General features: G+C 43.2%; 11 protein-coding genes, 1 other RNA gene and 1 pseudogene. 8 read left to right on the forward strand and 5 right to left on the reverse strand.

Translation table 11 applies throughout. The features are described from left to right. Positions 1–101 precede the first annotated feature (101 nt). Positions 102–374: pseudogene (locus MHN09_RS19545) on the forward strand (hypothetical protein); the annotation flags it as partial. An 80-nt stretch (positions 375–454) separates the two neighbouring features. On the opposite strand, the gene MHN09_RS19550 reads toward MHN09_RS19545, so the two are convergent. Together MHN09_RS19550 and MHN09_RS19555 are read right to left on the reverse strand one after the other, a co-directional pair. Further along, a complete protein-coding gene (locus tag MHN09_RS19550; RefSeq protein WP_239241753.1) occupies positions 455–2,434 on the reverse strand; it encodes a tetratricopeptide repeat-containing sulfotransferase family protein in 1,980 nt (659 codons plus the stop codon). Positions 2,435–2,658: 224 nt separating this feature from the next. Continuing rightward, positions 2,659–5,370, reverse strand: coding sequence for a TonB-dependent receptor (locus MHN09_RS19555; RefSeq protein WP_049586690.1), 2,712 nt, complete (start codon positions 5,368–5,370; stop codon positions 2,659–2,661). Positions 5,371–5,691: 321 nt separating this feature from the next. Here MHN09_RS19555 and betT point away from each other — a divergent pair, with 321 nt between their 5' ends. After that, positions 5,692–7,662, forward strand: a complete 1,971-nt coding sequence (betT, locus tag MHN09_RS19560) for a choline BCCT transporter BetT (protein ID WP_239241754.1) — start codon at positions 5,692–5,694, stop codon at positions 7,660–7,662. A gap of 30 nt (positions 7,663–7,692) precedes the next feature. Further along, positions 7,693–8,169, forward strand: coding sequence for a MarR family transcriptional regulator (locus tag MHN09_RS19565; protein WP_012518305.1), 477 nt, complete (start codon positions 7,693–7,695; stop codon positions 8,167–8,169). Positions 8,170–8,258: 89 nt separating this feature from the next. Here the strand turns inward: MHN09_RS19565 and MHN09_RS19570 are convergent, their stop codons facing one another. Both MHN09_RS19570 and MHN09_RS19575 read right to left on the reverse strand, forming a co-directional pair. Continuing rightward, positions 8,259–8,606 carry an RnfH family protein gene (locus MHN09_RS19570; protein WP_156086367.1) on the reverse strand — a complete coding sequence of 116 codons (348 nt, stop codon included), beginning with the start codon at positions 8,604–8,606 and terminating at the stop codon, positions 8,259–8,261. After that, complete coding sequence (locus MHN09_RS19575) at positions 8,603–9,034, reverse strand: type II toxin-antitoxin system RatA family toxin (protein WP_014949308.1); 432 nt, start codon at positions 9,032–9,034, stop codon at positions 8,603–8,605. Before MHN09_RS19575 ends, MHN09_RS19570 begins: the two co-directional genes overlap by 4 nt. Before the next feature lie 145 nt (positions 9,035–9,179). On the opposite strand from MHN09_RS19575, the gene smpB reads away from it, so the two are divergent. Beyond that, positions 9,180–9,659 carry an SsrA-binding protein SmpB gene (gene smpB / locus MHN09_RS19580; RefSeq protein WP_014949307.1) on the forward strand — a complete coding sequence of 160 codons (480 nt, stop codon included), beginning with the start codon at positions 9,180–9,182 and terminating at the stop codon, positions 9,657–9,659. A gap of 44 nt (positions 9,660–9,703) precedes the next feature. Here the strand turns inward: smpB and MHN09_RS19585 are convergent, their stop codons facing one another. Further along, positions 9,704–10,927, reverse strand: a complete 1,224-nt coding sequence (locus MHN09_RS19585) for an NADH:flavin oxidoreductase/NADH oxidase family protein (RefSeq protein ID WP_014976383.1) — start codon at positions 10,925–10,927, stop codon at positions 9,704–9,706. Positions 10,928–11,320: 393 nt separating this feature from the next. On the opposite strand from MHN09_RS19585, the gene ssrA reads away from it, so the two are divergent. The 4 genes from ssrA (at position 11,321) to MHN09_RS19605 (ending at position 14,093) form a co-directional block, all read left to right on the forward strand. Beyond that, positions 11,321–11,679: a transfer-messenger RNA gene (ssrA, locus tag MHN09_RS19590) on the forward strand. 166 nt (positions 11,680–11,845) lie between these two features. Continuing rightward, complete coding sequence (locus MHN09_RS19595; protein WP_239241755.1) at positions 11,846–13,111, forward strand: integrase domain-containing protein; 1,266 nt, start codon at positions 11,846–11,848, stop codon at positions 13,109–13,111. A gap of 2 nt (positions 13,112–13,113) precedes the next feature. After that, positions 13,114–13,731: a hypothetical protein gene (locus tag MHN09_RS19600; RefSeq protein ID WP_239241756.1), complete on the forward strand. Its 618-nt coding sequence runs from the start codon at positions 13,114–13,116 to the stop codon at positions 13,729–13,731. A 104-nt stretch (positions 13,732–13,835) separates the two neighbouring features. Next, positions 13,836–14,093 (forward strand): AlpA family phage regulatory protein, encoded by a 258-nt coding sequence (locus MHN09_RS19605; protein WP_239241757.1) that lies wholly within the window; start codon positions 13,836–13,838, stop codon positions 14,091–14,093. The last annotated feature ends 84 nt before the right edge of the window (positions 14,094–14,177 follow it).

Below are 14,177 nucleotides of genomic sequence, written 5' to 3' on the forward strand. Positions count from 1 at the left end.
AAGCTAAGGTGTAATCACGCTGTGTGCGCTTAGGTCTTTGATTACTTGAAGTTGTCATAAAGAAGTCCTCTTTATGTCAACGTATTTTAGGACGGGACAGCCCAACAAAAAAAGGCGCTTTATCTTATTTCGTAGGCGGTAATAGCGACTATCCAAACGACAATGGCTTTAAATTAAAGCCATGGGTGAAGGTTTGGTATAGCAAAGAAGACTTTATCTTAAACGGTGAGCTTGCCATTGTTCAGTGTAACGTACACTTTATCGGCGAAGACGACAGCCATATTTTTGTAAACAAGAGCTTTGTTTTCAAACAATGTGAAGACGGAAAAATTCGCATTATCCTTCATCAATCTTCGCTTCCGTATCAGCCTTAAAAGGTAGTTGATACGTTTTAACTAATTAAAAAAGAGTCATGACTTAAAGACAGCCATGACTCTTCATTTTTGACTATCCATTAATTATCTGGCTTTGAGGTGTCTCTGCCTAGTGCTTGTTTAAGCTCAGCTAAATAGTTTTCGAAAGGCTTCCACTGCCCCATCCCTGTTTTGTATATAGGTTGGCGAACCTGTTCAGAGCTTGGCGTCTTTATCACCCGTTTGGTTTGGTGAAACGCTAAGCATGCTTCTTCAAAATCTAACCCACAAAAATCTAGAATGCGTTTAACTTGCCCTTCCAAATCATCCAGAACATCTTCGTGCTGTACAGTAAGAATTTCCCCAGGCAACACACTATGCCAATGATCCATAAGCTGTTCATAAGCATTATAGTAACGGCCAATATCGTCAAGCGAATAGCTGAACTCTTGCCCCTCACCGAATAACTGTTTAAAGCCACTAAAACAGCAGTCCATTGGGTTTCTGCGTGCATCAATAATTTTGGCGTTAGGCAGTATCTTTTTAATTAAGCCTATGTGAATGAAGTTATTGGGCATTTTATCAATGAAAAATGCCGCGCCTTGTCGGTAAGCTTTAGTCTGCTCAATATAACGGGCACCAAGCTTTTCGAGGGTTGCACTATCTAGTTCGCTCACGTTAAACGGATAAGGTGTTTTTTGATGACTTAATGATGAAGCAATACCTAATATATCGTGTAGCTCCATGGTGCCGTCTACCTGCGAATGTGACGCGAGGATTTGCTCTAATAATGTCGAACCAGCGCGAGGCAAGCCCACAATAAAAATAGGATCGGGAGCTTGGCAGCCCTGTTTTGAACTGAAAGAATCCGCCGTGAAAGCCTGCTGCTGAGCGTCTAAGGCCTCCTCTGTTCTACTAATATCAAATTGAAGCGTACTGTGTTTAAGTTTATTGCCTTGGTCATAGTAGGCAAACGCTTTATCTGCCTGGCCTTTGTCTTCAAACCCTTTACCTAATGCAAAACAAATGTGAATTTTATCGTCTAACTTTATCGAGCTAGCTTCAACTTGCTTGCACATTTGCGACAGCATGTTGTCGCTGAATTTGTAGGTTTTTGTATTCGCTAAACTCCAATAAGCGTCGCCGTAATCATTCGCGTATTCAACCGCTTTTTCATAGGCGTTAACGGCATCCGTAGTATCGCCTTTTGCTTTTAACGCATGGCCCAATGCAACCCACACTTTAGGTCTATCAGCATTTTGTGACAACACTTCTTTGTATAGGCTTATTGCTTCATCTAATTGACCGACGCCAACAAGTGCATGGGCCAAGCTGGTTTTAATAGCAAAGCTTTCTGGGTTCAGCGCTAATCGCGCCTTCGCTACCTTCACCGCATCTGGGAATTTGCCTAGTTTAGATAAAACATTTTGATAGGCTAATGCGGCATGCTCATTGTCAGGATAAAGCTCAACGCAGCTTTCTAAAAGAAATTCAGCATCGCTATATACCTTAAGCTGCATGCCTATTTCAGCAAGTAACATCATTGCTTCTGGATGATGTTTTTGCTTAGTTAAAAACTGTCGGCATACTTGCTCTGCTGCTGAAAACTGCTTTTCATACATTAAATCGTAAGCACCGAGTACCGGTGCAGGAAGTGACTGCAAATGTTCGATTTGCTGGGTCGCCATTGATACTGCAGGTACGTCGTCATGGCTTTTATAAATGGTAAGGAGCTTTTTCCAACTGCTAATTAGCGCGGGGTTAAAATGCGTAGCTTTAAAAAATGCGTTAGCCGCTGCTTGATGGTTGCCGGTGGCTTCATGGCAATAAGCTAACTCTTGATATCCTCTACCATAATCTGGCTTAAGACCAAGTAGCGCATCAATATGTTTAAACGCTTCGTTATATTGTTTAGACAGCCTTTGAATAACCGCTGTTAAATAGTGTGTTTCCGCCTTCTGTTGATCGCTCAACGATGCAGAAAAAAGCGTTTGCATGCTTTCCATTGCAATTGAGAACTGTCCATGCTGCAGTGCCTGCTTTACAGCGCGTACTTGTTGTTGAAATTCTTCTGGTGTCATAGCCTACTTTATTATTCTATTTGCGAAATATAGCGCGCTTTTATGAGCCTAATTAAATACATAAATACGAGCGTTTCAGCACAGCTGCTATTTTAGTATACGCGTTAGTTACTAAATACAGATACTACCGAAATTTTTAGCTTTAGTAATGAGAACGGCAGACTTATGTCTGCCGTTTGATAACGCTATTGCGTGGTTAACGTTACATCAACCACTGATAACTATTAATAATAGTCGTAAGAGAAGCGAAGACCTATAGTACGAGGGCGATTAGTCACAACCTTAGGCGTATACTGCTGTGTATCAATGTTCAAGATTGCTGATTTGTCGAAAACGTTGTCAACGAATGCTTCAACTTTCCAGTTTTGATACGTCATCCCCACAGATACGTTACCAATTACGTAACTTTCCTGAATGTAGCGGCCACCGCGAATTGTTTCACCATCTGCACCTGGATACGTTGCGCCTTTAAACTCGTCACCCTCATCTTTAATTTTCAGACCCGAGCCCGTGCCATAAATCAATCGAGTTGCATCTTCCATGGCATAGGCGTTCATCACCATGCCAGCAAGACGGTCGCCGGTGTAGGTAAGTGATGCATTAACATACCCTTCTTTACCGCCATCTAACTCAAAGAAATAACGTGCGCTAATGTTGCCTGAGAAATCAGCAGAGTACGGAAGCTCACTGCCTACGCCAGCCGCGATATCTTCTAGTTCAGGGTTAATACTAACCAGCTCAGTATCCAGTACGCTAAATGCTGCGTTAATAACTAGGTTATCTGTCGCTAACCAAGTAATGTCTGCATCAATCCCTTTAACTTCTGCATCACCAACATTATCGGTAAAGACTAAGAAACTAATATTTGCTGGGTCGAAACGCGACGTTTGCAAGTCACTGATTTCTGAATAGTAACCAGTAGCATTAACACGCAAGATACCGTCTAAGAAATCACCTTTCAGGCCAATTTCGTAGTTATCCAGCGTATCTGTTGTTGAGTAAACTGGAACACGGAAATCCGCAAAGGCCCCAGTGTCATTTGCCGCTGCGTCACCACCTAGTCTGTTAGTTACTGGTGGACGGAAGCCTTCTGAATAGTTCGCGAAAAGCAATACGTTTTCATTTACTTTCCAGTCAAGGCCAAATTTGAAGATGGTATCGTCAACAGTGAGTACACCGTCACCGTCTAGTAATCCAATTTCCAATGAACCATCTTGGATAGCATCTACAACACCTTGGCCGTCAAGACCCAAACCATCATAAACGGCGGGATCTAGCACGCCTTGACCATAGGCTTCTAATCGGCCTGTTACGTCGCGTGTTGATGTAGCGCCGCGATAAATATCGTCAATTTGATACCAGCGCGCACCAATGGTAGCAGTAAGCGTATCAGTAATTTCATAGCCTAGCTGACCAAATACTGCGATCTGCTCGATAGTATGCGTAACATCGTTTACAAAGCTAATTTCAGGAGAGAAAGGGCCACCATCGCTGTTAATTCCACGGTCACCCGCCAGCGCATTCCATGAACCCGCAAGGTTCTCAAAGATTTCAGGGCTTGCGATTTTAAACTGGCCTACTGAGCCTACCTCCTGTTCGTCATAAAACACACCCGCCGTTAGCTGCCATGGTGTATCCATCGTTGTGCTGAAACGTAGTTCGTGGGTTAAGCGAGTGCTAGTGGTGTCTTCTTTGTAGTATTTACTTGGATCGAGGCAGCGCGCGTCATCTGGATTATCTGGCGTTTCATAGTGCGTACACACATAGTACGCGGAAAATAAGCCGCCGTTGGTGTAGCCTGTGTAATCGGTAAGCGTGTCTATTTCACGGTCAAGGTAACCACCGGTATACACCACATCTAGTTTTTCCAAACGACCATTTAGGGTCCATGTGGTTAAGCCAAATTCGTCGGAGTTTTCATCGCTTTGAAAGCGAATTGCCGAGCTTTCGCCTTCCACTGTGGGGTCGTAGGCAAACACACCTTCAGTATCAAGTGTTTGTTGAGTGTGTTGAACCAGAACATCCCAATCTTCGTTGATAATGTAAGACAACCCGAATCGCGCCCCTGAGTAAACCGCGTCATTAAAGTTATCTTCAACATGTTCGCTGTTTCTTGGCGACACAACGGCTGCTTCACTGCGTGTAAAACCATTGATTTCACGACGTGCATCCATCGCAGCCGGATCGATGCCCTGTTTCTGCAATGCATTTCCAGAAATACGATCAATAACTACTGCACTTCCAATGTAACCACCATTTCCTGGCTCATTTTCAATGTTGTCTATCCAACCGCCCTGACTTTCATTGTAGGCAGCCACACGCAGCGCAAGGTTGTCAGTTGGAGTAACGTTGAAATATGCCTCCACCGTGTTACTCATATCTCCGCCTTTTGTGGTAGAGATACTGGTATCGAAGCCTGCAGCAAAACCAGAATGATCTGGCTTGTTTGTGATTAGACGAACTGTACCTGCCTGAGAACTTGCACCAAATAACGTACCTTGTGGCCCAGGTAGAACCTCTACACGCTCAACGTCGGTAGCAAAAATATCTAAGTTTCGGCCAGCCATAGAAACAGGCATTTCATCAAGGTAGAAAGCCACTGAGGGCTGAAGTGCTTGGACAGATGACAGGGTAATGCTTGATTGCGTGGTCGCCGCACCACGAATGTATATTTCGTTTTGCCCTGGACCTGTACCTTGGAATACCACATTCGGTAAAAACTCTACGTAGTCTTGGAAGTTATCAATACCGAGATTTTCTAATGCTTTTCCATCTAACGCAGAGACTGCGACAGGGACATCTTGGATTGATTCACTTCTTTTCGTGGCGGTAACTTCTATGGTTTCAAGTTTAGCGGGCGCTTTAGTTTCTTGCGCAGCCAGAGAGGTGGATGCCAGTGCAGCGATGATTGCACAGCTAAGCTGAGTTTTTCGCATTTGTGTGTGTTTCCTTCAATTGTTTTTTTATTCTTCGGACAGTGTTTACTTAAAACACATATCAAAAAGATCATATATTACGATACACAATCTATTAATTATTTCTACTCTAACGATTAATAATTAACCAATAACACCTAAAACCTAGCAGAAAGTCTAATTTTTATCGTAAAAACAACTACAAAAAAAAGACTGCACTTTGACCCACCTACCAAATACATACAAATCTAATAATTTCATTTGATGTTTATAAAAAATGCACCATGCGGTATATTTCTGCGTATATACCGAAATTTATAAAAGGTGAAAGGAATTTACTGCGTGATTGAGAACGAAAATAAATCTCCACTCAACAAGCCGGTGTTTATTACATCGTCAGCTTTAATCCTATGTTTACTTATCTTCGCTGCTAGTGCTCCTGAAACAGCAGACGCGCTCTTCCAAAAGCTTCAGAGCGCAATTGTGACCAACGGTAGTTGGTTTTATGTGTTTACTGTCGCAGTAATTGTGGTGTTTGTTGTTTTCCTCGGCATGTCACGCTACGGCGAAATTAAGTTAGGCCCAGATCACGCAAGCCCCGAATTTAGCTTTGGGACTTGGCTTAGTATGTTGTTTGCAGCAGGAATGGGAATTGGGCTTATGTTCTTTGGCGTTGCCGAGCCCTTAATGCACTTTTTAGCGCCCCCTACTGCGCAGGCTGAAAGCATTGACGCTGTTCGCGAAGCAATGAAAACCACATTTTTCCATTGGGGTGTTCATGCTTGGGCAATTTATGCGGTAGTGGCGCTGATTTTGGGCTATTTTGCGTACCGTCAAAACTTACCTCTTACACTGCGTTCTGCTTTATATCCGTTAATTGGTGACCGGATTTATGGCTGGCCTGGGCACGTGGTTGATATATTCGCGGTTACGTCAACGGTGTTTGGTGTATCGACGTCGCTAGGCTTGGGTGCTTCGCAAGTAAATGCGGGTTTTAACTATTTATTTGGTCTACCGTCAAATACTGGTGTGCAAATAGCTATAATGGCAGGCGTTGTTGGTTTAGCCGTAATTTCTGTAACTACTGGCCTGGAAAAAGGCATACGCCGTCTGTCAGAAACCAATATGGTTTTAGCCTTACTGCTACTTTTAATTGTTCTTGTTTTAGGCCCAACCGTATTTTTACTACAAGCGTTCATGCAGAACACTGGGGCTTATCTGTCTGATTTGGTGCGCAACACATTTAACCTGTTCGCCTATGAGAAAACAGACTGGATTGGCGGCTGGACTATCTTCTACTGGGGTTGGTGGTTAGCATGGGCACCGTTTGTTGGCCTGTTTATCGCGCGTATCTCTTACGGTAGAACCATTCGTGAATTTGTAATGGGCGTACTGCTTATACCATCAGCATTTACACTATTTTGGATGACCGTATTCGGCAACGCCGCTATTGATCAGGTGTTAGTACAAGGTAAAGACGTACTTGCACAAATGGTAAATGAAAATAGCTCAGTGGCACTGTTTGTATTTTTAGAGCAGTTTCCTTTCGCTTCAGTATTAAGCCTTATAGCAGTATTGATGGTCATTGTGTTCTTTGTAACCTCATGTGATTCGGGTGCCATGGTTGTCGATATGCTGTGTTCACACGGTGAAAACAATACGCCGTTGTGGCAACGAGTATACTGGGCTGTTGGCGTTGGTGTGGTGAGTTCAGTGCTGCTTTACGCTGGTGGTCTTGGCGCGCTGCAAACTATGACGATTGCCGCCGCACTGCCATTTGCTATTGTGTTGCTTATCGCTATATCGGGACTATTGAAAGCCCTTCGTATTGAGGCGTACAAACGTGAAAGTTTACAAGTACTAACGGGTACACCGCAGCATAATGACTCTGACAAAAACTGGAAAGAGCGCCTTGAAAATATTGTGACCTTTCCAGATGAAACTGCCGTTCGTCGTTACATCAACAAAGTGGTGAAGCCTGCGCTAACAGAAGTAAGCGAGGAGTTTAAAGCGCAGCAATTCGAAATAAAAATTGAAGATACGGACGAAGCACTCATATTAACCGTTGATATGGGCAATGACCCTGAGTTCATTTATGCTGTGCATCCTGTATCGACAGAACAGCCTGAATTTGGTCCAAGTGACACACCAGCACTGGACGAAAACAAAAAGGCCACGTACTATCGCGCCGAAGTGCACCTTAGTGAAGGTGGTCAGAACTATGATATTATGGGCTGGTCGAAGATTTCGGTCATTAATGACGTCATCGATCACTATCATAAGCACCAACATTTTATTCATTTGCTTAAGTAACCGCTGGGTTACGCATTTGTTGGAAGTAACATGCGAAAAGAAGAAGAACTATTAGTGGCACTACGGCGCGTAATACGCGCTGTAGACCTACGCAGCAAGCAGCTAAGTAAACACGTGGGTTTAACAGGCCCACAGTTATTGGTGATGCAAAATATTGAAGAGCGCCCGGGTATAATGGTGCGCGAAATTGCAGAGAATATTAACTTAAGCCCTGCAACCATCACGAATATTCTAGATAGACTAGAATCACGAGACTTAGCTACGCGCATAAGAAGTACGCAAGATAAACGAAAAGTGGGCGTATTCTTAACCGAACGCGGTAAAGAGGCAGTGGTTGACGCACCTCGCCCTCTTCAAGAACACTTTGTCGAGCGTTTTTCACAGCTTAAAGAGTGGGAGCAAAGCCAAATGGTCGCTACCGTTCAGCGAATTGCTAGCATGATGGATGCTGAAGATATTGATGCCTCCCCTTTCCTGGAGTTAGGCAGTATTTCAGAAAAAAGCTAATAGCCTTTGTCTTTAAAAAAAATGGCCTTCACTTGAAGGCCATTTTTGTATCTATCTTTGACGCTGGCGTAGAAGCGCTCAGCTGACTGCTATGACTTCGCCTTAAGTGGATTTACCTTTCCACCTGTGATTTTGTCAGCGCGCCCTTCCTCTTTCGCTCTCTCAGCACGGCGCTTGCGGATTTCTTTAGGATCAGCAATAAGCGGGCGGTAAATTTCAATACGGTCGCCATCGGTAAGCGTGTCGCGAAGCTTAACCACGCGGCTCCAAATACCCACTTTCGTTGCTTTCAAATCAATCTCGGGAAACTGCTCAAGCACGTTAGACGCGTTTATCCCTTCTTCTACCGTCGCATTTTCATGAATAGCAACATCAATGATAGTTTGCTTGGTGGGTAACGCGTAGGCAACCTCAATATTGATGAGCTTCTTACTCATGCGTACACGCTCCGCGCTCGGTCTGTAAACGCTGCAACCATACTGCTGGCTAAACTGTTAAACACTTTACCAAAAGCCATTTCAGCTAGCTTATTGCTGAATTCAAACTCTAGGTTTAATTCAATTTTACAGGCTTCTTCTGATAACGCTGAAAATGTCCAGCCACCGGTAAGCGAGCGAAACGGACCGTCGACCAGTTGCATTTGAATACTTTTACCTGGCTCTAACACGTTGTGCGTTGTAAACCATTGCTTGATACCAGCTTTTGCCACTAACAATGACGCTTTCATGCTTTGCGCTGACGTGTCGAGGATCTTGCTATCGGTACAGCCTGGCAAAAACTCTGGGTAGGAAGCTACATCGTTGACTAAGTTAAACATGGCTTCTGCGCTATGAGCTACCAGCGCGCTTCTATGAATACTTGGCATTGATTCCACTACAATTAAAACTCTTGGCCGCATTGTATCACAGAAAATTTGGTTCGCTCGTATTCGGTTTTGAACCAAATGCCCCAATATAAGATAACAATGACAACTAAAGACATTCCTTTGAACAATCAGTATAATAGCCAGCATGAAAAAGAATAAAGCCAACAAAAACACCACAGGAAATATCGCGCAGAATAAAAAAGCGCGTCACGACTATTTCCTAGAAGACAAGTTCGAAGCCGGGCTTGAGCTTCAAGGGTGGGAAATTAAAAGTATTCGTGCCGGTAAAGTGAACATTACCGATGCGTACATTATTATCCAGAATGCCGAAGCGTATTTGGTAGGGTGTAGAATTAGTCCGCTGAATCAAGCCTCTACCCACGTTATCGCTGCTCCAGAGCGTGCTCGCAAATTGTTGCTGAACAAACGAGAAATCGACCGCTTAATGGGTGCGCGAGACCGCCAAGGTTATTCAATCGTTGCCACGTCTATGTATTGGAAAAAGTGTTGGGTGAAACTAGAAATTCACCTAGCAAAAGGTAAGCACGCCCATGACAAGCGTGACACCATTAAAGACAAAGATTGGCAACGTCAAAAAGAAAGAATGATGAAACACAGCGTTTAACGCTGTGTTTTTATTTGGGCTGCCAAAAAAGAAGTGTAGTAGGTTTAACCTACGTCTCGTTTCGTCATTTTCTTGCGATGTAGCATATCAAGAATCAGACTCCACAGCGGTGATGGGTTTCTTAAGGTGGTTAGGTTATTCCCAAGGCGTCTAAGTTGTCTTCGCACCATGGCCATATTCGCAAGGCTTGCAAGCGATTTATCTTTCCAAGAGCAGTGTGGAATTATGCCCGAATACGCCCATTCTTGTTGCCACTTTTTAGCTAAATCGGGCGTAATAGCAAGGGCGCTGGCTAATCCAACAAGGGCACAGCCTTGCTCAATTACTTCCTCTGCTACCTCGGCCCTTTTTATACCGCCAGTTGTCATTAGCGGAATATCAGTTTTACTTACCAGTGCCTGCGCAAATTCCAAAAAGTACGCTTCTCTTGCCAGCGTGGTGTCGTCACGAGTTTGCCCTTGCATGGCAGGCGCTTCATAACTGCCGCCAGACAGTTCTACAACATCAACACCCAAGGCTTCCAAGCGATTTACCACCTCACAGGCATCATCAAAAGAAAAGCCATTTTTCTGAAAGTCTGCAGAATTAAGCTTTACCATAACAATAAAGTCTTTAGCGCAAACCGCTCGAACCTGACTGACTATATTTATCAGCAAGCGGGCGCGGTTAATAATAGAACCGCCCCACTCGTCTTGGCGCTGATTAGTAAGCGGTGATAAAAACTGCGTAAGCAAATAGCCGTGGGCAGCATGAATTTCAACGCCATCAAACCCGGCTTTTTCAGCTTGCTTAGCAGTTTGAACGAAACGTTTGCATACATCGTGAATGTCTTGGCAGGTCATTTCTCGTGGTTGAGCAAACAGCTTGGAGTGTTTGCCCATATCAAGCGGTACAGCAGAAGGCGCAATAGCTTTGCCTTTCATCGCTTTAAATACCTGTCGACCAGGGTGATTAATCTGCATTATGGCTAAAGCGCCATTAGACTTAATGATTTTTGCCCACTTTTGAAACGGTGCGATGTCGGTATCTTTTTCTAGTGCAACGCCACCTGGCCCTGTCATGGCGCCTTTATCGACCATAACGTTGCCTGTGATCACCATGCCTAAATTGCCGTGGGCCCAATATCGATAGAGTGAGTACAAAGACTCTCCGGGAATATTTCCCATACTCGACATATTTTCTTCCATAGCAGCTTTAACAAGACGGTTTCGCGCTGTTACGCCACATGGCAAGGTATACGGAGAATACAATATGGAATCTGAAGACATTTACACTACAAGCCTTTTAATTATGCTCACGTACTTTAATGGTTCTTGCTACTAATTGCATCATTACATCAGCACTATTTCCTTAAAAATTCGCTAAAGTAATCAAATAAAAAGCGCTAATTTAGTTTATAAATTGCGTTTCTTGCACAGCCCTTGTGCGCTCGGCACTTGAATTTTACTCAAGCATCCACATATCTACGGTAGTTCAATAATACTCAATGTTTGTGTGTTGCTGTTTAAGCAAAGCTTCAACTGAAGGCCACACAGGTAAGCTTTTGAAAAACTAGATGTTATTTTTGGTTGATTTATAGCCAAACCCTTAAAATTTATAGTAATTTTCAAAAGAATGTATTTCACCATGTAACAATTGTGCTATTATTGAAAATCACACTCGGGGCTGATTAGGATTCGACAGGATCTAGGAAGCCGGAGGTGCATGCAGAGGAGCGGTTTGCCTCTTAAAAAGCCGCATTTAAATAGTCGCAAACGACGAAACATACGCACTAGCCGCTTAATAACCGGCATAGGCCCTTCCACCCTAGTCTTTTCCTGCTAGCGGGGATTCGGAAGGTCATCCAAGTAGGATAGCGAGGGAACCTTGTCTAAGGGTGAACCGCGAAACAGTATTAGGCCAGCTGCAAGGAAATCCTGTTTGTCGGAGTTCCAAGCAGTTAAATAAATGACAAACTAAGCATGTAGTACCAAAGGTAGACATTTTCTGGACGCGGGTTCAAATCCCGCCAGCTCCACCAAACATAGGTTCACTAAGAACCAACAAAGACCCGAAACGCCGATTAAACGAGGCATTTCGGGTTTTTTATTGCCCAGATAAGTCCAATAAGTGTTCATATTATCCACAATCTTTAGTACCCTCTAGTAGTACCCCGCGTAAGGGTACTTTAAATTCAGGGTACCAATATGCCAAAAATCGTAACACCACTCTCTGATACAAAAATCAAAGCAGCAGTCGGTAGAGCCCGTCAGTTAGATAAGGAGCAAAACCTAACCGATGGTGAAGGATTACTGTTGCGCGTTCGAAAAGATGGAAAGGCACTTTGGATGTTCAGCTATTACCATCCGCATTCACGAAAGCGAAAAAAAATCAGTTTTGGTACCTATCCCGAACTTAGCTTATCTGACGCGCGCGAGAAACGCCGTGAAGCCCGATCTCTAGTGGCTAAAAATATTGACCCGCATGAACACAAGAAGGAGCAACAAGAAGCCGCTAAGCTCGCATATGACACCACACTTTTACACGTTGCCCAAAAATGGTTTGCCGTGAAGCAAGCCACAATCACACCTGACTATGCTGAGGATGTTTGGCGTTCTCTCAAATTACACATATTCCCATCGTTGGGTAAAACTCCAATAAGCAAACTAACCGCCACCAGCGTGATAGGCGTATTAAAACCCCTTGCGGCAAAAGGAAGTTTGGAAACTGTTCGCCGTGTATGTCAGCGTTTGAATGAAATTATGATTTGGGCAGTCAATACCGGCCTAACGCACACCAATCAACTGGCAGGTATAAAGCACGCTTTTGAAGCACCCAAAAAACAAAATATGCTTACATTAAAGCCAGAACAGCTATCCGACCTGATGAAAGCTCTTAATAGAGCCAGCATAAAGCTTGTGACGCGCTTTTTGATTGAATGGCAATTACACACGATGGTAAGGCCATTTGAAGCAGCAGGCGCACGCTGGGATGAAATAAACTGGGATAATGTAGTTTGGGTAATACCAGCTGAAAGAATGAAAAAGAAAAGCGAGCATGTTGTGCCACTTACGCCACAAACCATCTCTATTCTTGAAGAGTTAAAACCTATCAGCGGCCACCGAGAATTTTTATTTCCAGCTGACAGGGATCCGAAAGCTCACGCGAACAGCCAAACCGCTAACGCGGCACTAAAACGAATGGGTTTCGGCGGCAAGTTGGTTTCACATGGTTTAAGAGCACTCGCAAGTACCACTCTTAATGAACAAGGTTTTGCCCCTGACATTATTGAAACCGCACTTGCTCATTCAGATAAGAATGTAGTACGAGCAGCTTATAACCGAGCAAAGTATATTGAACAACGGCGGGTAATGATGAATTGGTGGTCTGAGCATATTCAACACCAAAACAATTCAAGTATTAACAAATGCTCGAAAATTCAGACTACTAAACACCACGTACTAAGGAAATAGCTTTGAAAAGTACAAATTACCTCTCAAAAGAAACCGAGCAGAAGCTCGTGAAATTTTTGAATATCTCGGATAAAAATCGCCACAATATATTTGCCACACTGAATTTAATACTTAGCGATTTATATATACCTTTAAAGCCCTCATCCTTAGGGGAACAATTTTGTGAAGTAGACTTCAAGCGCAATGATAGGAAGGAACTGACATCAGCGATGGCACAACTTCAAAAAGTACTCAATAAAACAGAAGAACTAAAAAACGAACTACAAGTTCTTAAACAAAAGTATCATTCTTTAGATTTGATTGTTTCTGAACACATAGGGATTAACTTGAATAAGTTGAATCAATCCCCTAACGCAAAGAGGAGCCGCATTGCTAATCCCGCCCCAATTCTAGATGCTATCTATGATGCCTGTGTTTTTGTGTCTGAAGATCACAGAAAGGCATATTCAGGTAAATGGAATAAGTTTTTTGATGAATTAGAAGTCTTTTGGGAAATAACCTTGGGAAAGGATGAAGCCACAAGCTATGAAAATGGAAGCTTTCTAAACTTCCTCAACATACTGACTGGTATTGATAACGACACATTAAAACGAGCACACTCAAGGTATCGCAATAAATAAATCTGGGACAAAATCCCCAAATTTATCTATATATTTGTCACCTAATTTTTTAGCTTCAGTAGTGGAGAATATCGTCCATAGCAATTCAACAAAGGACAATAGCTATGGTCAAAACATATCCAACAATCATCCGGAAAAACGAAGTTATTCGCAATACTGGATTCTCCAAATCAACTCTACATAACCGAATCAACGCAGGTTTATGGCCAACACCTATTAGCTTGGGTGCTCGCGCCGTTGGTTTTGTTCTAAGTGAATGTGAAATAGTTCTCAAGGCTATGATCGCTGGCCATTCATCTGAAGAAATTAAGTCGCTAGTTTCTGACTTAATTAATCAACGTAAAAATTGCGTATTTCGGTGAATCCGAACGGTCATTTCGGTTTTATCCGATCACTTTTTCTTCTTCTTTTTCGTCCTTACCAGTTTTACCTTAAGTGATCGGATT

This window comes from Alteromonas sp. MmMcT2-5 (genome assembly GCF_022348315.1).
Lineage (GTDB): Bacteria > Pseudomonadota > Gammaproteobacteria > Enterobacterales > Alteromonadaceae > Alteromonas > Alteromonas macleodii.